The 21,887-nt window shown below is 64.3% G+C and carries 22 protein-coding genes; 8 read left to right on the top strand and 14 right to left on the bottom strand.

Annotated features, from left to right (window positions below):
- Window positions 1–131: 131 nt before the first annotated feature.
- The 3 genes from QCE62_RS20535 to QCE62_RS20525 form a co-directional block, all read right to left on the bottom strand.
- On the bottom strand, window positions 132–1,502 hold the full coding sequence (locus QCE62_RS20535; RefSeq protein ID WP_309922470.1) for a sigma-54 dependent transcriptional regulator: 1,371 nt from the start codon (window positions 1,500–1,502) through the stop codon (window positions 132–134).
- Complete coding sequence (locus QCE62_RS20530) at window positions 1,487–2,971, bottom strand: HAMP domain-containing sensor histidine kinase (protein WP_309922467.1); 1,485 nt, start codon at window positions 2,969–2,971, stop codon at window positions 1,487–1,489. The genes QCE62_RS20535 and QCE62_RS20530 overlap by 16 nt, the downstream gene beginning before the upstream one ends.
- Before the next feature lie 74 nt (window positions 2,972–3,045).
- Window positions 3,046–3,948 carry a LysR substrate-binding domain-containing protein gene (locus tag QCE62_RS20525; RefSeq protein ID WP_309922465.1) on the bottom strand — a complete coding sequence of 301 codons (903 nt, stop codon included), beginning with the start codon at window positions 3,946–3,948 and terminating at the stop codon, window positions 3,046–3,048.
- 106 nt (window positions 3,949–4,054) lie between these two features.
- On the opposite strand from QCE62_RS20525, the gene QCE62_RS20520 reads away from it, so the two are divergent.
- Both QCE62_RS20520 and QCE62_RS20515 read left to right on the top strand, forming a co-directional pair.
- Window positions 4,055–4,714, top strand: coding sequence for a peroxiredoxin-like family protein (locus QCE62_RS20520; RefSeq protein ID WP_309922462.1), 660 nt, complete (start codon window positions 4,055–4,057; stop codon window positions 4,712–4,714).
- A gap of 69 nt (window positions 4,715–4,783) precedes the next feature.
- A complete protein-coding gene (locus tag QCE62_RS20515; protein WP_309922459.1) occupies window positions 4,784–4,915 on the top strand; it encodes a hypothetical protein in 132 nt (43 codons plus the stop codon).
- A 14-nt stretch (window positions 4,916–4,929) separates the two neighbouring features.
- Here QCE62_RS20515 and QCE62_RS20510 read toward each other — a convergent pair whose 3' ends face one another.
- The 5 genes from QCE62_RS20510 to QCE62_RS20490 all read right to left on the bottom strand — a co-directional run bounded on the left by QCE62_RS20510 (window position 4,930) and on the right by QCE62_RS20490 (window position 9,072).
- Window positions 4,930–5,784: a CPBP family intramembrane glutamic endopeptidase gene (locus QCE62_RS20510; RefSeq protein ID WP_309922456.1), complete on the bottom strand. Its 855-nt coding sequence runs from the start codon at window positions 5,782–5,784 to the stop codon at window positions 4,930–4,932.
- 76 nt (window positions 5,785–5,860) lie between these two features.
- Entirely contained in the window at window positions 5,861–6,175 is a 315-nt protein-coding gene (locus QCE62_RS20505; protein ID WP_409017881.1) for a YdcF family protein, read from the bottom strand.
- Window positions 6,176–6,224: 49 nt separating this feature from the next.
- Window positions 6,225–7,118 (bottom strand): alpha/beta fold hydrolase, encoded by an 894-nt coding sequence (locus QCE62_RS20500; protein WP_309922453.1) that lies wholly within the window; start codon window positions 7,116–7,118, stop codon window positions 6,225–6,227.
- Between the two features lies 1 nt (window position 7,119).
- The gene (locus QCE62_RS20495) at window positions 7,120–7,638 is read right to left on the bottom strand and encodes a GNAT family N-acetyltransferase (protein WP_404987379.1); all 519 of its coding nucleotides are present in this window, start codon (window positions 7,636–7,638) and stop codon (window positions 7,120–7,122) included.
- A gap of 120 nt (window positions 7,639–7,758) precedes the next feature.
- Entirely contained in the window at window positions 7,759–9,072 is a 1,314-nt protein-coding gene (locus QCE62_RS20490; protein ID WP_309922448.1) for a DUF2254 domain-containing protein, read from the bottom strand.
- Between the two features lie 302 nt (window positions 9,073–9,374).
- Between QCE62_RS20490 and QCE62_RS20485 the strand changes: the two genes are divergently transcribed.
- From QCE62_RS20485 to QCE62_RS20475, 3 genes are read left to right on the top strand one after another with little or no spacing between them, the layout of a single operon-like run.
- The gene (locus QCE62_RS20485; RefSeq protein WP_309922445.1) at window positions 9,375–10,370 is read left to right on the top strand and encodes an SDR family oxidoreductase; all 996 of its coding nucleotides are present in this window, start codon (window positions 9,375–9,377) and stop codon (window positions 10,368–10,370) included.
- 34 nt (window positions 10,371–10,404) lie between these two features.
- Window positions 10,405–12,183: a glycoside hydrolase family 15 protein gene (locus QCE62_RS20480; protein WP_309922442.1), complete on the top strand. Its 1,779-nt coding sequence runs from the start codon at window positions 10,405–10,407 to the stop codon at window positions 12,181–12,183.
- Window positions 12,184–12,209: 26 nt separating this feature from the next.
- Complete coding sequence (locus QCE62_RS20475) at window positions 12,210–12,923, top strand: DUF4396 domain-containing protein (protein ID WP_309922439.1); 714 nt, start codon at window positions 12,210–12,212, stop codon at window positions 12,921–12,923.
- 85 nt (window positions 12,924–13,008) lie between these two features.
- On the opposite strand, the gene QCE62_RS20470 is transcribed toward QCE62_RS20475, so the two are convergent.
- The 4 genes from QCE62_RS20470 to QCE62_RS20455 form a co-directional block, all read right to left on the bottom strand.
- Window positions 13,009–13,467, bottom strand: coding sequence for a YbhB/YbcL family Raf kinase inhibitor-like protein (locus QCE62_RS20470; RefSeq protein WP_309922436.1), 459 nt, complete (start codon window positions 13,465–13,467; stop codon window positions 13,009–13,011).
- A 218-nt stretch (window positions 13,468–13,685) separates the two neighbouring features.
- Window positions 13,686–14,441: a class II aldolase/adducin family protein gene (locus tag QCE62_RS20465; RefSeq protein ID WP_309922434.1), complete on the bottom strand. Its 756-nt coding sequence runs from the start codon at window positions 14,439–14,441 to the stop codon at window positions 13,686–13,688.
- Window positions 14,442–14,470: 29 nt separating this feature from the next.
- The gene (locus QCE62_RS20460; protein ID WP_309922428.1) at window positions 14,471–15,460 is read right to left on the bottom strand and encodes a 4,5-dihydroxyphthalate decarboxylase; all 990 of its coding nucleotides are present in this window, start codon (window positions 15,458–15,460) and stop codon (window positions 14,471–14,473) included.
- 1 nt (window position 15,461) lies between these two features.
- Window positions 15,462–16,823 (bottom strand): MFS transporter, encoded by a 1,362-nt coding sequence (locus tag QCE62_RS20455; protein ID WP_309922425.1) that lies wholly within the window; start codon window positions 16,821–16,823, stop codon window positions 15,462–15,464.
- 161 nt (window positions 16,824–16,984) lie between these two features.
- Here QCE62_RS20455 and QCE62_RS20450 point away from each other — a divergent pair, with 161 nt between their 5' ends.
- The gene (locus tag QCE62_RS20450) at window positions 16,985–18,283 is read left to right on the top strand and encodes a citrate synthase (RefSeq protein ID WP_309922422.1); all 1,299 of its coding nucleotides are present in this window, start codon (window positions 16,985–16,987) and stop codon (window positions 18,281–18,283) included.
- 10 nt (window positions 18,284–18,293) lie between these two features.
- Here QCE62_RS20450 and QCE62_RS20445 read toward each other — a convergent pair whose 3' ends face one another.
- Window positions 18,294–18,491: a hypothetical protein gene (locus QCE62_RS20445; protein WP_309922419.1), complete on the bottom strand. Its 198-nt coding sequence runs from the start codon at window positions 18,489–18,491 to the stop codon at window positions 18,294–18,296.
- A 176-nt stretch (window positions 18,492–18,667) separates the two neighbouring features.
- The gene (locus tag QCE62_RS20440; protein WP_309922417.1) at window positions 18,668–19,000 is read right to left on the bottom strand and encodes a cupin domain-containing protein; all 333 of its coding nucleotides are present in this window, start codon (window positions 18,998–19,000) and stop codon (window positions 18,668–18,670) included.
- Window positions 19,001–19,250: 250 nt separating this feature from the next.
- Between QCE62_RS20440 and QCE62_RS20435 the strand changes: the two genes are divergently transcribed.
- A complete protein-coding gene (locus QCE62_RS20435) occupies window positions 19,251–20,843 on the top strand; it encodes a sugar ABC transporter ATP-binding protein (protein WP_309922415.1) in 1,593 nt (530 codons plus the stop codon).
- Window positions 20,840–21,844, top strand: a complete 1,005-nt coding sequence (locus QCE62_RS20430; RefSeq protein ID WP_309922411.1) for an ABC transporter permease — start codon at window positions 20,840–20,842, stop codon at window positions 21,842–21,844. Before QCE62_RS20435 ends, QCE62_RS20430 begins: the two co-directional genes overlap by 4 nt.
- Window positions 21,845–21,887 lie beyond the last annotated feature (43 nt).

Here is a 21,887-nt window from a genome sequence, read left to right as displayed (position 1 = left end):
CTTTCGCGTAGCGAGGAATCAATTGCAAGGGCCATGCCACTCGCGAAACGCCCGTGGGTCAAGGTGTTCGGCGATCGAGCCGGGTGGAGGTGTCAAGCAACCGGACAGCACCTGTCCGATTGCTTGACGCTTTACGCGGAAGCCTCCGACATGCCCAGCGCCGCCATGCGCGTATAAAGCGACTGGCGGCTGATGCCGAGCCGCCGCGCCGCCTCGGCGCGATTGCCGCCGGCCGCCGACAGCGCATGAACGATCAGCGCGCGCTCCAGTTGCGCCACCGCTTGCGGCAGGGGAAGCTCGAGCAGCGCGAGGGGAACCGCTTCATCCGCGCCGTCCCGCGTCGCGACCAGAAACGCGAAGTCATCACGCGTCAGCACCTGTCCGGGCGCCAGCGCGCTGGCCCGTTCGATCGCATTGGCCAGCTCCCGCACATTGCCGGGCCAGGCGAACGTGGCGAGCAGGCGTTGTGCATCGGCTGAAAGATGCTTGCGCGCGATATCGGTCGATGCGCTCGCCAGGAAATGCTCGGCAAGCGGCAGGATATCGGCGACGCGCTCGCGCAGCGGCGGCATGTGCAACGGGATCACGTTCAGCCGGAACAGCAGGTCCTGCCGGAACGCGCCCGTCTCGACCATCGCGGCGAGATCGCGATGCGTGGCGGCGACCACCCGCACATCGACCGTCACGATCCGGTTGGTGCCCAGCGGGGTGACTTGCCGCTCCTGCAGCACGCGCAGGAGCTTGGCCTGCATGGGGAGCGGCATGTCGCCGATTTCATCGAGAAAGAGCGTGCCGCCGTGCGCCTCCTCGACGCGTCCTCGCCGGTCGCTGTGCGCGCCCGTGAACGCGCCCTTGCCGTGCCCGAAGAGTTCGCTTTCGAGCAGTTCGTCGGGGATGGCGGCGCAGTTCACCGCGACGAACGGACCGTTCGCCCGCGCCGACGCACGGTGCAGCACGCGCGCCGCGATCTCTTTGCCGGTGCCCGTTTCGCCAGTGATCAGCACGGTCGAATTGCCGCTCGCCGCGCGGCCCAGGCGCTTCTGCACCTCACGCATGGTCTCGCTCACGCCGAGGAGTTGCGGCTCATGGGATCGCGCCTCGTCGGCGAATGCGCGCGCGGCGGGCGTGTCGACCCGCGCCGACAGAATGCGTTTCAGCAGCGCGGCGATCTCGTCCCGTCCGACCGGCTTGGTGAGGTGCTCGAACGCGCCGAGCCGCATCGCGCCAATGGTGTTGTCGCTGGTTGCGTGCGCGGTGAGCATCACGACCGGCACGGTCTCCAGCCCCGGCGTGTTGCGCAGCTTCTCCAGCACGGCGAGGCCGTCCGCGCCCGGCAAACGGAAGTCAAGAAAGATGCAGTCGGGCGCGGGTCGTCCGCGCAACTGCGCGAAGGCGTCGTCGCCGGAACGCGCCTCGGACGCCGCGTAGCCGAGGTCCTGCACGGTTTCCGCGAGGCCTTCGCGGAACGCGTCGTCGTCATCGATGATCAGGATGGTCGCCATGGCATGTCGATCACAAAGCGGGTCACGTTCGCATCGTCCGCGAGGAAGGCGCGGCCGCCATGTGCCGACGCAATTTCACGCACGACGGCAAGACCGAGCCCCGATCCGTCGGGGCGGCCCGTCACGAACGGCTCGAAGATCCGCTCGCGCTCGGCGGGGCGGACGCCGGGACCATTATCGATGACTTCGAGCCTGAGCCGTTCACCGCCGTCCGCCACGGCATGGGACGCGCGAATCATCACGTTCGATCCCGACGGCGTATGCCTGAGCGCGTTCACCAGAAAGTTGTCGAGCGCGCGCGCCAGTTGCGCGGGATCGAACACCGGCTGTGTCGGGCCGGGTGCGACTTCGGCGCCGAGCGTGACCCGCCTGCTTTCAGCGTGCGATTCGTGCGTATGAACGATATCGTCGAGCCACGCGCGCAGATCGACCTCACGGGCGTGGACCGTCACCGATTGCGTCAGCGCCAGCAGGCTCGTCACCTGCAATTCGATGCGTCCTACTTGCTCGATGATCGTCTTCAACGCGGCTTCCCGACGTGCAGCATCGCCGGCCAGCGCGTTCTCGGCCTTGAGCCGCATCGCGCCCGCCGGATTGCGAATCTCATGCGCGATCTGCGCCGCCATCTTTCCGAGCGTGCTGAAGCGCTCCGCCTGTGCAAGTTGCTGGTTCAACGCATCGGCATCGCGTTTGAGGCGCTCGGCGCGCTCGCCATAGCGGTTGAGCGCATCGACGATCGGGTCGAGATCGCGCTCGCCGAAACGTTCGAGCCGCTTGCCTTGCTCGAATGCGCCGTCGGGTGCGAGCGCACGTTCCAGCCGGGCGAGGTGCCGTCGCCAGCGCCTGAGCGTCAGCGCCAGGAACAGCGCCAGCACGACGATGACGGCGAGCACGCCCGCCAGAATCGCGCTGGCCCGCTCGCCGTAGGGTCCGAGCGGCGGGCGCGCGCGCGTCAGCGTCCAGGCGAACAGGTCCGCGTGACGCGGCACCGGACAGGCGATCGCGAGCACGGCGTCGCTGCCGCTCGACACGATGTCGGACTGCAACTGCCGGGCATTCGATGCGCTCTTCAGCGCACGCAGAATCAATGGCGTCTCGGCTTCGGGAATGTCGCGCTTGACGCCGCTGCCGCCATAGGTGGGGAAGGCGTACGCAATGAAGCCGTTCGATGCATTCGATGGCGGTTCACTGGTCCAGAAGCCGCCTTCGATGCCTTCGGTCTGGATCAGCACGAGATCGAGCACGGCGTGCATCAGGTCGACGTTGGTTTCGCCGGGTCGCTGCATCGACAGGTCGTAGCGCGAGGCAACCGCGGTACAGGCGGCCGCGGCTTGCTGCTTCGCGGTCACGACGCGCTCGCCCAGCGCCGACGACAACATGAGCCACACCGCGACACTCAGCAGGCCGCAGAGCACGGCGATGAGCGTCCAGAGCGTGAGCAACTGAGTGGAAAACGACGGTCTCGGCATGAATGAATGGACGATGAGGGATCCGATGTGGCGGACTGTATAGCAAGTCTTCTGCCAAGCGTACGGCGCGGGTTTTAAGCTCGTGCTGCCGAGATCGATGCGACTTCGTCCACGAGATAGTCGATCAACGCGCGCGCGGCAGGCCGTGGTCCACGGCCCGGTGGAAACACCGCGTGAACCTCGACAGGATCGAGCACCCAGTCCTCCAGAATCGCCACGAGTCGTCCGTCCGCGATCTCGTTCCGGCAGCCCCAATAGCCCACCGTCAGGATCCCCAGCCCCGCAACTGCCGCAGCCGTCGCGCCTTCGTTCACGGACGTCGCAAAGCGACCCTCGCCGCGAAACGAAACCTCGCGGCCATCCTTGCGGAGCGTCGAGCCCAGCGACGCCACGCTGGACGGCCCGAGCACGAACGCGTGGTCGCTCAGATCGGACGGTTCGAGCGGGCGGCCCGCACGCTCCAGATAACTCGGCGCGGCCACCAGCAAGCGGGCGGAACGTCCTACCAGGCGCGATCGCGCGCTGGAATCCGGCAGCGTGCCGAAGCGGATCGCCACGTCCGCACCTTCCGCGATCAGGTCCTGCCGATCGTCCGACATCAGCAGCTCGACATGCAGCGCCGGATGCAAGGCCATGAAACGGCCGATGCGCGGAATCACTTCGCGAATACCGAAGCTCGTCGACAGCGCTACCCGCAACTGCCCGCGCAGCTCCGAACTGCCGCGCGCGGCATGATCCGCCTCTTCGAGCGCTTCGAGAATCGACTCGACGCGCGTCAGATAGTCCGCGCCGGCGTCGGTCAGCTTCACGGCCCGCGTGCTGCGGGTAAAGAGCGCGGCGCCGACGTCCGCTTCCAGTTCGGCGATCTGCCTTGATACCGACGGCTGGCTCAGCCCGAGTTCGCGTCCGGCCCGGCTGAAGCTCGATGTATGGGCCACCCGCACGAAGAGTCGCAAGGTCGAGAGCTTGTCATTCATTTATCGGGTGAATAAGTGAAAGTCATCCGCGCATTCTACCGGCCTTCTTGCGAATGAATCACGATGACTTCCACGCCAGCACCGGCGATTCAATCAGGAGCGGATCATGACACTGCAAACAAAACTGGATGCCTTCAAGGCGCACTTCGAGAGCAAGGTTGCACCGGCTGAAGTCGTCGAAATTTTTCACCGGACCACTGCCGAGCTGATCGCGGGCGGCCAGGCCGAACGATCGCTCAAGGTCGGCGACCTTGCGCCGACCTTCACGCTCACCACGGCCGAAGGCGAACGCGTCTCGTCGACGGACATGCTCGAACAGGGGCCGCTCGTCGTCACGTTCTATCGCGGCGTCTGGTGCCCGTACTGCAACCTCGACTTGCAGGCCATCGAGGAAGTGGCGGACGAGATCCGCGCGCTTGGCGCGACGCTCGTTTCCCTTTCGATGCAGACCGCAGCCAACAGTCTGAAGTCGCAACGCCAGAACAAGCTCAGCTATCCGATCCTCGTCGACGAAGGCGGCAAGACGGCCGATGCCTTCGGTATCCGCTTCCGGTTGCAGGACGAACTGATCGATGCGTACAAGGGCTTCAACGTCGATCTCCCCGAAATCAACGGCGAACCGAGCTGGACCCTGCCGATGCCGGCGCGCCATGTGATTGCGCGCGACGGCAAGATTGCGTACGCCGAAGTCAGCCCCGACTACACGCAGCGCCCTGACCCGAGCGAACTTGTTGCCGCGCTTCAGCGCATGAAGGAAACCGCCTGAGGTTCGCGGGACGGCAGGCATTCACGCTTGCTGACCGGCCTTCCTTTACTCATTCATTCGGGATCTGTCATGAAGCTCTATATCGCTCGCGCTACCTGTTCTCTCGCCGTGCAAGCTGTTTTCAATGAATTGAATCTTGCACCCGAGCTCGTGCATTTCGATGAAGTTGTTGGCCAGCACGAGAGCCTGGTCGCGGGTTGATGGTTGGAGACTGGCTACGACACGCCGGGCGCCTGAAGCATCGGATAAGTAAAAAGCAGAAAGTGCGCCGCGTTCAGCCCGAAGTGCGCGAGGATCGCGGCGCCCAGGCCGCCATAGCGATACGCCAGTCCATAGCCGATACCCGCGATGGTTGCCAGCACGATCCATTGCCAGCCGCCGGGAGCATGCGCCAGCCCGAACGCGAGCGCCGCCACGCATAACGCGATGACGTCCGCGTGCGCGAAGCGCTTGAGCAGGCGCGACAGGCCGCCCTGGAGATAACCGCGAAACAGGGCTTCTTCGGTCACCGTGACCAGCAGCACATTGTTCAACATGAAGAGCCACGTGGACGCAGGCAGCTTCGGCTCCCATCTGACGAGTCCCAACGCCAGCGCAAGCAGCAAGCAGACGATCGTGGTTCCCGCGACGCCTGCCACGCCTGCTTTCAACGATGCCGCCGGTGCATGGCGCGGCCGTATCCATGGACAGGCCAGCAGCAGCCAGAATCCGACGAGCGGCTTGTCCAGATTCAGGAACATCGTGAACGGCACGGCATCTGCCGTAAAACGCTCGGGTCCGATGACGCGCAGGTTATTGAAACCCGGCATCCAGTGCATGCTCAAAGCCACGGCCAGCACGATGAAGACGGTGTGCCCGGCAAAGCGCATCCACGCCTGACGCTGCGGAGCCACGGCAAATGCGGCAGCCAGCAGCAGGCCGAGCGATAGGGCGGCAAGCGGCGTGAGTTGCCCGTTGGACAATGCCGCGGCATAGCCGACGATGAGCAGACCGGGGACGAGCCATCGCGCAGCAGGCGACCACACAGCCGGGACGGCGAGAAAGAGCGCGATGAAAGGTGCGGCGACCATGAGCATGATTCGTCGAGTATGTGTCTGTCGAGACGTGAATGATGACGGCTTCGGGTGAAAACAGTGAGGCCCGGTCTCACGCCTGACCCGGCGCCGTTCTCGCAGCGTTCCATCCGAGCGCGTTGAAGATGTCGTAACGAACGATGCCCGCGTACTCGTGGAGCGCCAGATCCGTAACAGCAAGGTTGTAAGCCAGCGGCAGCAAGGATGGCATGGCGGCCACATGATCGGCGCTCACCGGTTTCGCCTGAACGCCGAAATGAGCGAAATAAAGTGCGCCGCGTTGCAGGTGGAAGCCCGACGACACCAACACCATCTCGCCCGCATCCAGATTCTTCAGAAGTCCGCTCGTGAGCTGAGCGTTCTGCCACGTGATGAATGTAAGCCTCATTTATTAGAAGCGCGTTAGATGGCTTCATCACCGCAGCGGATGAGGGCTGTTATCGTTGCACGAACGCAGAAATACCCGCCACTAAACCCTCTGCCAGCGGAAGGTTCGGGTTCGAATACGCGGCAAGGTTATCGTCGATAGCTTCTGTATTGACCGTTTTCAACACGTGATTGGCATTCGCGACGAGCATCAATTCGGCTCGCGGATTGGCGTCCCTTAGAAGAAGCGCGTCTTGCGGGTCAACCTGAACATCGCGCGTGCCCTGCACGATGAGCACCGGCTTCGAAACGTTCGCCAGAAGAGCGGTCGGCTCGACGTTCAATTCGCTCATCAAGAACTGCTGGACCCCGGGCCTGAACAGCGGCATGAGCGCCGGATCGATTCCGCCGGCATCTACGGTCTGTCCTGCCTCCAAGGCTTCGAGTATCGACATTGCATTGCTCAGAACCGGCGCGTTTGCCGGGTTCGATCTCAACTGTTGCCTCAGCACCTGCCCCAGAGGCCGCCCTGCCGTGGACACCAGAACCAGGCCGCACAGTTCGGCGCTTTGCTGTGCAGCCGACAATGCAACCAGTCCTCCCTCGCTATGTCCCAGCACCCATACGCAGGTCGCATCGATCCGCTTACGGATCGCCGTTACCCATGACCGGATGTCTTTCGCGTAATCGTCGAGGGTGACGTCATCGGCATCGGGTATCGCCGACGCGCTGCCGTACATGCCGCGCTTGTCGATTCGAACCGACGCGATGCCCCGATCGAACAGTCCTTCCGCAAGCAGCCGATAGGTCGCCGCTTGAACGCCGAATGGATTGTTGCCGTCCCTGTCCGTCGGACCCGATCCCGGCACGATCAACACCACCGGAACATCGCTGGGCGCCGGCGACAACAACGTGCCCCTCAGCGGCCCGGCCGGCCCCGGGATTTCGATCTCCGCATGCAGCATGTCAACGCAACTGCTTGTGGAAGAACGTCGTGCCACACAAGCCGCCGTCGGGCATCAGCGCGTAGTTCGGAACGCCGCCTACGCATTGCCATCCGCTGCGCCGGTAGAGCCGTTCGGCATCGCCGCCCGTCACGGTATCCAGCACGAGCACGGACTTGCCGGCCTGACGAGCGAAGTCATCGAGTGCTTCCATCAACCGCGCGGCGATGCCTTGACGCCTCGCGTCGCGGTGAACCAGCATCTTGGCTACGTCGGCGCGGTGTGGCTGGTTTTCCGGTTGCGCGACGACCAATTGCACCGTACCGAGAACCTTGCCGTCCGCGTCCTCGGCAACCAGCAGGATCCGTTCACCGCGCGTGACACCATGCGCAACGTCCGTCCAGAAGCGGACCGCGGTCTCCCTCGAGATCGGCAGCATGAAGCTGACGGAAGCGCCTCCCTCGACGCAGTCGATGAGCACGTCGGCCAGGGCATCGATGTAGGAAGCAACCTCATCGGGATGCAGGGCACGGATGTTCATGCTTTTACTCATCGGGGCCGTCCGTAGTCAGAGAGCTTGATTGTCGACAAACATCAAGCCGTTGTCGAGTGGCCTTTCAGGGTTCGGTTGCGATGGTCGCGGTCGTCGCGGGCAGCCCCATTACTCCCCCGCCGGTGTCGAGACCGCGTGATCGAGACAAGACGCCAAGGATCCCGCCACGCTCCTCACCAGTTTCTTGTCGTCTTCGAGCGTCATCGCAGCTTCCGCGCGGGTCAGGGCAAGCCGCGACTGGTGACGCGCGGCCTCGCGAAACGCGTCATCGCCCATCTGGACGAGTGCGCAAAAGGTCTTCTGCAACCGCAACTGGATCTCGACAAAAGCAGCGCCATCGCGCGCGATGACCCGAAAAGCGTCATCGAACAGATCCCGCGAGGTGAGCGCGACGACATGGACGTGATTGAACCGGGGTTCCGCGTCTTCCCGCAGACGCGGGCCCTCGGCCCACTTCGAAAGCAGTCGCGCCTGCCGCCCGATCACGTCGATGGCCGTGCCGGGGTCATTCACAGCGGGCGACAAGGCGCGGATCGCCACTTCGCTCAGAACGACCACGCCGAAACGCGGATCCTGGTCGTAGCTGCGCCGTGTGCCGATGCGTATCGCATCCCTGATTCTCTCTTGCAGGGTTTCCGCTGTCGCTTCGCCGGCTGTGCTTGCCGGACCAAGACAGGCGATCACGGAATTCGGGTAGACGAACATGCCCGGAATGGCCAGTACGAAGACGTCGCGGCCCGACCGTTCTCCCTGTGCGTTCAGTGCCGCCATATCCACGTACTGCACATACCCTGTCACACCTGCGTGCAAACGTTCGGCGCCGTCCGGAATATCGGTGGCGGGATCCTTGAGTTCCCGGCCGCCAAGAAAGGGCTCGTCGAGCCTTGCGTCGATTGCGGCCTGGGTCGCCTGCTCGACCCTGTCGGTCGTCTCGCCGACGCGGCCCAGCAGCGTGAGATGGTTGATCCAGCGCAGCAGCGCGATGACGACCAGGATGATCACGACGATCGTCATCATGAACAGCACCGAACGTCCTTGCGGCCCGTAGGCGCCGACCTTCAGCACGACCAGCGCCACCATGCTGAACAGGAACGAGCCGATGAACGTCGACAACGCGTTCTGCGTGACGCTGTCCTGAATCAGCAGGATGGTCGCGCGCGGGGTGACGGTGTTCGTAGCCGATCCATACGCCGACGTCATGATGCTCAGGGAAAACGTGGTCACGGCCAGCATGCTCGACGCCATGATCGTCAGAATGCTGTCCACCGCATCCGCGCCGATGCTGCCTGAGAACCGCCAGGGAAGATAACGCTCCGCAACGGCGGCGGCCACGGCCGCCAGCACGCCGAGAGCGCCGATAAGCGTCGCCCTTACCCATAGCTTGCGGATGAACTGCAGCAGTATCCATTGCCAGCGTGCCAAGCGCGCCTCCGTGCGACGTTGAAATCGAAATGTCGGCGTTGGAGCACGTTGCGCGCCTGCCGGGTGGAGTCGAGCCGCTCTGATGCTTGCACTCGTGTCGCGCCGGGAATCCTGTCGACGCGCACCTGAAAATATTGCGTCACACTGTGACATTTTTTACGGCTCTCGCCGCGCCGTCGCATCCAGCGAAATCGCTTCGGCCATGACGTCCTTCAGCACCGGAGTCTTTCCCGGCATGCTGCCCACAAAGCGGCATGTGTCTTGCGTCCGTTGTCCGGGACATATGCCAGCGGAGCCTTGCCATGCCAGATATTGCCGTCATCACCGGAGCGAGCGCGGGCGTCGGTCGCGCCACTGCCGAAGAATTCGCACGGCGCGGTTACGACGTCGCTCTGCTTGCACGCGACGGCGAACGGCTCGAACGTGCGGCGCGCGACATCGCCGCGCGCTATGGCGTACGTGCGGTCGCGCGCGTCACCGATGTTGCGTCGGCGGAGCAGGTTCATGCCGCCGCCGATGCGGTCGAAGAACAGCTCGGACCTGTCGACGTATGGGTCAACGTGGCAATGGCGACCGTGTTCTCGCCGGTGTCGGCCCTCACGGCCGCCGAGGTGGAGCGCGGCACGCAGGTCACCTATCTCGGGCAGGTCTATGGAATGATGGCCGCGCTCAGGCGAATGCGAACCCGCAACCGCGGCACGATAGTCAATGTCGGCTCGGCGCTCGCCTACCGTTCGGTTCCCCTGCAATCGGTGTATTGCGGCGCCAAGTTCGCCATTCGCGGCTTTACCGACTCATTACGGTCGGAGATCATCCACGACGGTCTGGACATTCATCTCACGATGGTCGACCTGCCCGCCGTCAACACACCGCAGTTCGATTGGGCGTTGAACAAGACCGGCAGAAAGGCCCGGCCTGTCGCGCCCATCTTTCAGCCCGAGGTGGCCGCGCGAGCAATTTTCTTTGCTGCAACGCATCGGCGACGTCAGGTTTGGGTCGGCTTTCCGACGGTCAAGGCGATTCTCGCTAACCGCATTGCGCCCAGCCTGATCGACCGCTATCTGGCGCGCGCCGGCTACAGCGGACAGCTGACCGAGGAAGCAGCCCCCGCCGACGCGCCGTCGAACCTGTTCGAACCCGTATCGGGCGACTATGGTGCGCATGGGCGCTTCGACGCGCAGTCGCGCGAAGCCAGTTGGGAAATGTTCACCGACCGGCATCGCAACGCGTTCTGGGCAGCCGCCGGCGTCGGACTGCTGACGGGCGCGGCGCTGTTGATGCGAAAGCTGCGCGCCTGATCCGATTCGTACGACGCGCGGAAAGAATCCAGACATGAGTCGCCCACTTGAAGACTATGGCCTGATCGGGGATGGGCAGAGCGCCGCCCTCGTGAGCCGCGATGCCTCGATCGACTGGCTGTGCTGGCCACGCTTCGACGATGATGCATGCTTCGCTGCGTTGCTCGGCAGGAGTGAACACGGGAACTGGTCGATCATGCCGGTCGCCGAGCCAGGTGAACTCAAGCGCCGCTATTGTGACGACACGCTCGTGCTCGAAACGGACTTCGAGACGCAAGATGGCGCCGTCCGCATCATCGACTTCATGCCCTTGCGCAAGCGGTTTCCGTCGCTCGTGCGGATCGTGGTCGGACTGCGCGGCACTGTCCCGATGCGATCGACGCTGCGGCTGCGCTTCGACTATGGCCTCGTGCCACCGTGGCTAAGCAGCGAGGCGGGCGGTGTCGTCGCGCGTGTCGGACCTGATCTCATCGCGGTGCGCGCGCCGATGCAGCAAACCATTCGCGACGATGCCATCGAAGCGCAATTCGACATCAGCGCCGGCGAGCGGCTCGCATTTGTGATGAGCTACGGACCCTCGCACTTGCCGCCGCCCGAACCGATCGACGCCGAAGGGGCGCTCAGCGCAACCTTGCGGTTCTGGCGCCGCTGGATCGGCCACTTCGACGACAGCAGCACGGCCTGGCCGCAAGCGACACGTCGTTCGCTTCTGACGCTCAAGGCGCTATGCCACGGCCCGAGCGGCGGGCTGATCGCGGCGCCCACCACGTCGCTTCCCGAAGTGCCTGGCGGAGAAATGAACTGGGACTATCGCTACTGCTGGTTGCGGGATGCGAGTTTCGCGCTCGGGGCACTGCTTCGAGCAGGCTTTCACGAGGAAGCGCTCGGCTGGCGCGACTGGCTGCTGCGCGCGATTGCCGGGTCGCCCGAGCATGTACGGATCATGTATCGCGTGGATGGTTCGCGGCACGTCGAGGAACGCGTCATCGGGTCATTGCCGGGCTACCGGAGCGCAAAGCCGGTGCGGGTCGGCAATGCGGCGTCAACTCAACATCAGATCGATGCGCTTGGCGAGGTTATCCAATGCCTTGCGCTCGCGCGGCGTGGTGGCATTCCGCCTTCGCAGCGCGAAGCCGAAGTCGCGACGCGCATCGTCCTGCATCTGGAACAGGTCTGGCAGAGCGGAGGGTCGGGCATCTGGGAATCGCGCGGGACGCCGCGCCAATACACGTATTCGAAGGTGATGGTGTGGGCGGCGTTGAACAGCTTCATTGCCACGCTCGCCGATGCCGCCACGCTTGACGCGATGACTCGTGCACGCCTTGTCGCGTTGCGAGACACGGTCAGACAGGAAGTGTTGTGTGAAGGCTGGAGCGACGGTCTCGGTTCATTCGTGCAGAGCTATGGTGGTCAGGCAATCGATGCGAGTCTGTTGCGGCTGCCCGCGGTCGGGTTCATTGCCGCGACGGAACCCAGAATGGCCAGTACGATTGCGCGCGTCGAGCGGGAGCTTTCCGAAGGCGGTTTGATCCGCCGGCTCAAGGCGCCTGTCGATGCGCCTGCGGAAGGCAGCTTTCTCGCCTGTTCGTGCTGGCTCGCCGACTGCATGAGCATGCAGGGACGTCGCGACGAAGCCCTCGCGCAGTTCGAGCGCGTGTTGGCGGTGCGCAACGACCTCGGATTGCTGGCAGAAGAGTACAACGTGCCTGGCCGCCATCTCTCCGGCAACTTTCCACAGGCGCTTTCACATCTGGCGCTGGTCGACACGGCCTTGCGCCTGACCAGCAGCGCCGCCGAAAGGCCAGGTGGCTGAACTCATCAACGGAGAGGAGTTTGGCAATGACCTACGGAACCTTTCCGTCCTGGTTGCACGTTGTGTCAACAGCATCGATTGTGCTGGCGCTCGTCTGCGCCGCGATCATCGTCATCGACGAGGTCCGTCATCCGCAAAAGATGGGGGTGATGAATGCTGTGTGGCCCCTCACGGCGCTGTTCGGCTCGGTGTTATGGCTTGGCGCCTATTTCCTCTGGGGCCGCAATGTTCCAGATAGCAACGTTGCGAACGTTGACCCACCTTTCGCCGCGGCGGTATTGAAGGGGACGAGCCACTGTGGCGCCGGTTGTGCGCTCGCCGATATCGTTGTGGAGTGGGCTGCCTTCATGTTTCCGGCAATCGCTGTCTGGTTCGGGTGGCACGGCTTCTTTGCGGAAAAGACCTTCGCCGTCTGGATTCCGGATTTCCTCGTCGCTTTCCTGTTGGGCATCCAGTTTCAGTACAGCAGCATCAAGCCGATGCGCGAGCTGTCGCCGCTCCAGGCGCTGCGCGCTGCGGTCAAGGCTGACATTGCGTCGATTACGGCATGGCAGCTTGGCATGTACGGAATGATGGCCGTCATCCAGTTTCTCTGGTTCAGGCGCGTGTACGGCGGGGTTGCCAGTGTGGCCAGTCCGGAATTCTGGCTGGCGATGCAGATCGCGATGCTGGCCGGATTTGCCACCAGTTACCCGGTGAACTGGTGGCTGATCCGTCTTGGAGTGAAGGAGAAGATGTGAGCGGTCGGGTGTCCCATGATGCTGCACAACCCGCTGTGGATCGCTATAAGGTGGTGTTCATGACCTCATTGCATATTTCCATGACTCATCGACCATACCGTCCAATGACCGTGGACCCGGTGAGCGTATGCCCCGCGAGCCGCGCTTGCAGCGCCGCATAGTCCAACCCGGCGGGTAGCACGCCGGGCGCAAGATCCGTTGCGGTGACAGTCAGCAGATAGTGATGCGGCGTATCTCCCACAGGCGGACAAGGACCGCGATACGCAGCGGCCTTCGTCATGTTCAAACCTACCGACGCCGGCGCGGAAATAGCGGCGCCCGCGTCCAGCTTCGACGCTTCCGGCGCAAGGTTATAGGCGATCCAGTGCGTCACGCCAATGCCTTTCGGCCCGTTCGGGTCCGTAAGCGTGACCACGACGCTGCGTGTGGCGGGCGGCAGATCGTGCCAGGCGACGGGCAGGCTGACGTTCTCACCGCCGCACACGCCGGGACCGGCGTAGCGCGCGGCGATGGTGCCGCCGTCTTCGAATGCGGGACTGGTCACGCTGAAGCTGGCGGCGTGGGCGGTGCAGGCGAGCATTGAACTGGCGAAGGCGGCAGCGAATGAGCGGAGGAGGGGATGTGAGGCAGTCGAATCGAAAAAGCGCATGGGTAGGGCAGAGGATCCAAAAGGCCAAATCCTATCGCCGATGCATATCCCGAGTCATTCCCGCTACAACGCGACTTTATTGCCCATATGGTTAACAGCCCCTATCCCGATGCCTATCGCTGCCCTTCCACCTGCCGTTTCCACAAGGTCCAGGGCCGTTCCATCACGCCGAGATTCGTCTCCGTGCTGGCGCGGCCTTCGCCTTCATCGAGGTACGTCACTTCCCCACCCAATGCGATGGCCTTCTGCTGCATGCCCGCATTCAGCTCCGTATAAATCGCGCGATACACCGCGGCCGGCAACGAAGGCCCCGTCGCCACGAAGCCATGCCCGCGCATCAACGCCACGTCCGATGCCCCCAGCGTCTCCGCCAGCGCACGTCCCTGCGCGCCGTTGCGCACGAGCATGTCGGTGCAGCCGAAGCAATGGCGAATATCGAACACCGGCGACCCCGTCGCGAGAAAACCCGCCATGTGATAGATGGGCCGCAGCCGCACCGACGAAGCCGCGAACGGGATCACCGAAGGCGAATGGCTGTGCACCACCGCCTGCACGTCCGGCCTTGCGCGATAGATCTCGGCGTGAATCCAGGTCTCCAGATAACGCTTGCGCGTGTCGCCGTCGACGGGCTCGCAGTCGAAGTCGAGCGTGAGGATGTCTTCGGGCTGCACGAGCTCCGGCGCCATGGACTGCGCGATCAGGAACCGCAGCGGATCGCGCGGATCGCGCACGCTGACGTGACCAAAGCCATCGAGCACTTCATGCTGCGCGAGGATGTGATTGGCGGCGGCGAGGTCGTCGAGCAGGCGCGGCATGTCGAGCGCGTCGTGCGTGACGGGAGCGGCGGTGTAGGTCGTGTTCTGCGTCATGGTCAAAACTCTGCGAGTAAAGAGAAAAGTCAGACGCGCACCGCGGCCGACATCTCGATGGGAAACAGATCTTCAGGCGCCAGCCGTCGATGGCACACGCCCTGTTCGTGCGCATAGCGCAGGAAGGCATCGAGCGTGATGCGGTTCGGCTCCACGCCATAAGGCCAGGGATCGCCACCGAACAGCGCACGGGCTTCGTCGGCGCGCGCGTTCATCCATGGCAACGGAAAATGCGAGCAGGTGATGTCCGCAAGCCGCTGGAGACTGTTCTCCTTCGCCTGCGTGAAAGCCTTGAGCAGATTGCCGGCAATCCATCGATGCCGCTCGAACACCTCACGCCGCAGCACGATCAGATGCATGATCGGAAAGATGCCGGTCGCGCTGAAATACGCGCGCTCCACCGGCTCGAACGGTTCGAACATGCGCACGATCTCATCGCCGCGGCCAGGCGGCGGCGCGGGCGGACGCGCGCTCAGGATGGCGTCGATGTCGCCTGCGAGCAGCATCGCCGTCAATGAACGCTCGGGCACCGGCCGATACCGCACGCCCTCGGGCACGCGCACCTCGACCTTCTCACGGCGTCCCGCCTGATTCACACCGGCCTGAATCCATTCCACTTCATCGAGCGGCACGTGCTGATCGTGCGCCAGCCAGCCGCGCGAATACACCGACGCCGTCTGCGCCCACTCCGGCACGCCGATGCGCTTGCCACGCAGATCGCCCGGCCGCTCGATACCGCTCCCGCGCCCCACATACAGCGACGAGAGCCGAAACACGCGCGACGGAAACACCGGCAGTCCGATCAGCCGGTCATCGCCCTGCGAGCGCAGCGAGGCGTACTTGCCGAGCGACATCTCCGACACGTCCCACTCCTGGAAATGCGTCGTGCGATAGAAGATCTCCTCGACCGGCAGCACCGTGGGAATCAGGTCGATGCCCTCGGCACGCACGCGCGCGTCGAGCAGGTCGCGCACGTGATCGTAGTCATTGACGGCAAGCGATAGCGTGAGCCTGGGCATGTCAGTGTCCGAAGGCGGTGGCATCGGGCAGGCGTTCCGGCCGCTCGACGAGAAAGACCAGCACGGCCGCCGTGACCAGCGACGCCGCGAGCACGGAGAACATCGCGCCAGGACCGCCGGTTGCCTGTTGCAGCACGCCGGAAATGGCCGGGCCGCACATGGCGCCGAAGCGCGCGATGCCGAAGAACACGCCGACGCCCGTGCTGCGAATCTCGGTGGGATAGCTGACGGCGACGAGATTGTTGAGCACGGTCTGCGTGCCGATCACGAACATCCCTGCGATCACGATGATCCAGAAGACCTGCACGTTCTCCAGCAATGCAAGCATGCCGATGGCGCTCGCGCCGAGCAGCCACGCAATGGACATGGTGAGACGCCGGTTGCCGGTGCGGTCGGCGACGAACCCTGAGAGCAGGCTGCCGAACGCCGATGCGAACACGAGCAGCGAACCATACGCGAAGCTATGCGAGAGGTTCTCGCCGCGCTTGAGCAGGATGGTGGGCAGCCAGCCCGAGAGTCCATACGACGAGAACAGCGAGAGCGCGCCCATGGCCCAGAAGCACAGCGTCTGACGACGAAAGCGCACAGCGAACAGCGCGCGGAACGAGCCGGCCTTCACCGTCGGCGCGGGCACGACGACTTCGGCCGTGCGAAAGTCCGCCGCGCGCGCCGGCCAGAAGCGCGTCAGTTGCGTGCGCACCTCGTCCATGCGGTTGCGGCTGGCGAGGAACGCAATGGACTCCGGCAGCACGAATTGCAGCACGACCGCGAGGGCCATCGCCAGCGCGCCGGTGAAGTACATGCTTTGCCAGCCGAAGCGCGGCATCAGCCACGCGGCGATGAAGCCCGAGCAGGTCGCGCCGCCAATCCAGCCGAGCGAAAAGAAGCCGATGGTGAAGACGTTGTTCGAACGCTTCGGCGCGATCTCGTTGATGTAGGTCACGCACATCGGCATCAGCAGCCCGAGCGCGAGGCCCATGATGAATCGCAGCACGACGAACGAGGACAGGTCGTGCGCGAAGAGGGCGATGGCGAGGCTCATCGCGCTCGATACCCACACGCCCGGCAGGATCACCCGACGCCGTCCGAAGCGGTCGCCGAACAGTCCCGAGACCGCCGAGCCGATTGCAAAGCCGCCGAGCCCGCATGACAGCAACAGGCCGATCTGGCTCGGCGACAGATGCCAGGCCGGCGCGACGTCATGAACGATGTACGACGCGTTGTAGAGATCGAAGCCGTCGTACCAGAGGATCAGCGCGAGCAGTATGGCGAGGCGAAAGTGATACGCGCCGAGCGGCGCGGCCTGCAGCGTCTCGCGCAGGTCAACCCGATTGCGCTGAGCCGGCGTGGTGTCCAGGGTCATGCGGTGTCTCCGGATATCGGTGGCCTGTCGTTCGGACCGGATGGTTCGCGACGGCCTTTGTGGTGTTCCGGAGTTCACTTTACTGATAGCCTTTATAGCTATCAATATTGAGTTTTAAAATCAATATAAAGAAGTTCGATGCTGTCTGAAGAGTGACAAAGATGAGTGACGGAAACTGGAACGACGTGTTGAGTTGCGAAGAAGCATTGGCGCGGCTGAACATCAAGGCCGCGACGCTCTATGCCTATGTCAGCCGCGGACTGGTGCGCGCAACGCCTCACGAAGACGGACGCAAGCGGCTATATCTGCGGCGCGACATCGAACGGCTCGCCGCGCGCAAACGCGGCCGCGCACCCAGCGGCGCGGTGGCGGAATCCACGCTGCGTCTGGGCGATCCGGTGCTGCATTCGGCCATCACGCAAGTCACGCCGCACGGGCCGCGCTATCGCAATCGTCTGGCCGTGGATCTGGCGAGTTCAGGGGCAGCGTTCGAATCCGTTGTTCATCTGCTGATGACCGGCGTATGGCAAAGCGGACTCGCGGTCTGGTCGCCCATGGAGACGCCGCCCGACGTGCTGCGCGTGCTGTCGGTGCATGAAGGCGGGGTGGCGAGCGGCGATATCGGCGCGTTGCTGGGCATGGTGCCCTTCGCGTTGGGCATGCAGGGACGCGGCACGCGCGAGATTACCGATGGCGGCGCGGTGCAGGCCGCGCGGCTCATGCTGCAGAGCATGGCGGGCTGCGTCGGCTTCCTTGGGCCGGAGCGCGTGTTCTGTCCGCGTGCAGCCGATGAGAGCATCGCCGGGCAGATCCTGCGCGCGGCGGGCGCGGCGGTGACGCCCGAGACGTTGCGCGCGCTTGGCACGGCGCTCGTCGTGCTCGCGGACAACGAACTGGCGCCTGCCACGTTCTCCGCGCGTGTGGCGGCATCGACGAATGCGGATATCTTCAGTTGCGTCGCGGCGGCCATCGGCTCGCATATTGGCTTTTCGACCGGCACCGGCACCGAGAAGGTCGAGACGCTGCTGTTGTGCGAACCGTTGTCGGCGCTGGAGTCGCGCGCGGATCGCGTGCGCGAGTATGGGGCGAGCCTGTTCGGCTTCAATCATCCGCTGTATGCCGGCGGCGATCCCCGCGCGGACCTGATGCTGCAGGCGGCCGCAGAAGTCGCGGCCCGCGACGGATGCGCACCGGCGGCACGCGAAAGGACCCGGCTGACGCTGGCTTTTCTCGAACGCATGCGGCACGAACTGGACGCGCAGCCTGGCGTTGCGCTGGGTCTCGTGACCTTGGCTCGGGCGCTCGGCTTGCCTGACGGCTCGGCAACCGCCATCTGGATCGTGAGTCGCACGGCCGGATGGGTCGCGCATGTGATGGAGCAGCGCACGCAGGCGTTTTTGCTGCGCCCGCGCGCGAAGTATGAAATGCCAGCTTCCGGCGATTCCGGCACGCTGGCCTGATGAAACGGATTCAGGTCGCCACTTCCAGCACGATGTCGAAGCCGGGCCGCATTTGCTCGGCCAGCCACGTGCCTTCTTCCTGATCCTTGACGAACGTGACGAAGACGTCGTCCGGACGTTCCGCGTGAGGCATGGCGATGCTCCACGCACCACTGCCATCCTTGCGCACGGTCACGTTGTACGATGCGCTCTTGCTTGTTGCAGACATGGCGCCTCCTCGAAAGGCAATCACATCGCCGTCATCGTGATGACGGCTCTCTCAGTCATTTTTTCGGTCTTCGCCGAAGATGGATGTAATTCTGCCCGAGAAGAAATGTCTGCTGGAAGTTTTTTAAGCATCAATTTCGGACGCAAGCCTACGCGAGGGTCACGCCGAGCCGCAAATCAGCGCTCGTGATACACCGCGAGCCAGACGCTGGGCTCCGACTCATGCGTCCATGCCACGCGATGCCGGCAATGCGGCTCGATCAAGACGTAATCGCCGGGCCGCAGGTGGCGACGGCTCGCATCGGCTTCGAAGTCGAGCACGGCCTCGCCTGACAACAGCACTACCCATTCGGCGCGCGGGTCGTCGTACCAGAAGCCTTCCGGGCTGGCATGACCCATCGACACGATTCGTTCGACGGTGACGCCGGGTCCCGTCGTGAGTGCATCGACCTGTTCTTCCGCGCTGCGCTGCGTTGGCACGCTGAAAACATTTCCGCTATCGGATTGCATATCCCGGCCTTCCCCCAGATAGATCAAAAAGAATAGTGCCTCGATTGGCTTACGCCAGCGTGCCGCGATGCGAAAGCGATAGGATCATCACAAATCAACGTGCAATTGTTGGAATCATCTCGTATACACCCGTCTGGATAGGGGTTGAATGTGATTGACGCACCAAATATGTGATGCGAAGATCACATCCCAACTCGCGCATGACGACGCGAATCATAAGAATTCGCCCGCGCGGCGAAGGAGACAACAGATGAGTGAGCCGGTTGCGGTCGCGGCCGCTTCATCGGCCCGTGCGCCCTTGATCCGCGTTGCCGGCGTCACCAAGAAATTCGGCGGCGTTCAGGCGCTGCGCGGCGTGAATCTGGAAGTGCTGCCGGGCGAAGTGCACGCGCTGCTCGGCGAAAACGGCGCGGGCAAGTCCACGCTCATCAAGATCCTGAGCGGCGTCCATAGCTACGACGAAGGCTCGATCGAAATCGCCGGGCAGAAGGTCGCCTTCGATTCCCCGGCCAAATCGCGCGAAGCAGGCGTGGCCGTGGTGTATCAGGATCTGAGCCTGGTCGAATCGCTTTCGGTCGGCGCCAATCTCATGCTGGGCCGCGAGCCGCGCACCCGCTTCGGACTCGTCCGGCAGCGCGAATTGATGGCGCAAGTCAGCGCCTTCCTCCGCGAACACCACATTCCTTTGGATCCCCGCGCCCCCGTGGATTCCCTGCCGTTCGCCTACCGGCAGATGACGGAAATCTGCAAGGCGCTGATGGGCGACGTGCGCGTGCTGATCCTCGACGAACCCACCTCCGCGCTCACCGGCGGCGAGGAACAGATTCTGTTCGACGCCATCCGCACCGTGACCGCACGCGGCGTCGGCGTGATCTACGTGACGCATCGGCTGAACGAGGTGTTCCGCATTTCGCAGCGCGTGACCATCTTCCGCGACGGCGCGAACGCCGGCCATTTCGTCACCGCCGAGACTGACATGAAGCAACTCGTCGCGGCGATCGTCGGCCCGCGTCATGCCGCGATGCAAGCGCGCCAGGAGACGGCATCCGGCATCGCGCCGACGCAGACGCCGCCCCGCGCCGCGCCGGCAGCGAGCCCGCCGGTGCTGACGCTTTCGCACGTCAGCAACGCCCGTCTGCGCGATGTCAACCTGACGGTCCACAAGGGCGAGGTGCATGGTCTGGCGGGCTTGATCGGCAGTGGCCGCACCGAGATCCTGCAAACCATCTTCGGCCTGCTGCCGGTTCAGGACGGCCGCGTCGAACTCGACGGCCAGCCGCTCGCCGCCCACCGTCCCGCCGATGCCATCGCGCGCGGCATCGCGCTCGTGCCGGAAGATCGCCATGTGCAGGGACTCGTGCTGGATCATTCGATCGAACGCAACCTGACCTTGCCGCGCCTGCCGCATTTTTCGCGCGGCGGCTGGCTGCGCGCGCAGGCTGCGGCACAGCAGGCCCTGAGCGCGATGAAGCAGCTCTCCGTGAAAGCACCCGATGCCGCGACGCGCGTGAAATTTCTCTCCGGCGGCAATCAGCAGAAGGTGGTGTTCGCGAAGTGGAATCATCCGCGTCCGCAGGTGCTGCTGCTCGATGAACCGACCGTGGGCGTCGATGTCGGCGCGCGCGAGGAGATCTACGGCGTCGTGCGCGACGCGGCGCGCGCGGGCACCGGCGTCGTGGTGGTGTCGTCGGATCTCGACGAACTGCTGCGGCTGTGCGACCGCGTGTCGATCGTCGTGGAAGGTTCGATCCGGCAGACCATCGAACGCGGAGCGCTGCGCCACGCCGAAGAACTGCATCACCTCATCCAGACCTTGCGCACTCACGAAGAGCCTGCAACATGAACGATTCCGTCTCGCCCACGCCGCTGCCCGCCGGAGAACAGGCCGCATCGCGCCATTCGCGCGCGTGGCGCATCGCGCGCGCGCTCGTGCAGGGTGACCGGCCCTACATGCTGTACATCGCGTTCGCCGTGCTGCTCGTGGTGTTCAGCTTCGCCTCGCCGTGGTTCCTGTCGATCGACAACTTCCTCAACATCGGCCGGCAGACCGCGCTGGTGTCGATCATCGCGATCGGCATGACCTTCGTCATCATCGCGCGGCAGATCGATCTCTCGGTGGGCTCGTCGCTCGCGCTGTCCGGCATGGCGGCCGCGCTGGCGATGTCGCATGTCGGCGACAGCTGGATCATCGGCGCCATCGCCGGCATCGGCACCGGGGCGATCGTCGGCGCCATCAACGGACTGGTGACGACGCGCCTCAACATTCCGTCGTTCCTCGTGACGCTCGGCTCGCTCTCGGCGGCGCGCGGCCTCGCGCTGATGGTCACCACGACGCGCCCCGAAATCATCACCAACGACACCTTCATTTCCATCTTCGGCGAAGGCTCGATCTTGGGCGTCCCGGTGCCGATCCTCTGGACCTTGCTCGCGGTCATCGGCGGCGTGTTGCTGCTGCATTACAGCGTGTTCGGACGGCGTATCTATGCAGCGGGCGGCAATCCGACGGCCGCGCTGTACTCGGGCATCAACATCCGCCGCGTGACCACGCTCGCCTTCGTGCTGACGGGCGCGCTGGCAGGGCTTGCCGCGCTCGTGCTGTCGGCGCGTTCGCATGCCGCGCGGCCGGATGTGGTGCAGGGCATGGAGCTGGACGTGATCGCCTCGGTCACGCTCGGCGGATGCAGTCTGTTCGGCGGACGCGGCTTCATTCTCGGCACGCTGCTGGGCAGTCTCATCATCGGCACGCTGAACAACGGGCTCGTGCTGCTCGGCGTGAGCTCGTCGCTGCAACTCGTCATCAAGGGCATCATCATCGTCGCGGCCGTCGCCTTCACGCGCAAATGAACACATGAGCGCAGCGCGCGCGATCCCATAAGAAGCAGGAGAC

This window comes from Caballeronia sp. LZ033 (genome assembly GCF_031451265.1).
Taxonomy (GTDB): domain Bacteria; phylum Pseudomonadota; class Gammaproteobacteria; order Burkholderiales; family Burkholderiaceae; genus Caballeronia.
The sequence above is the reverse complement of the archived record's forward strand: the minus strand, read 5'-3'. Positions and strand labels throughout refer to the sequence as shown.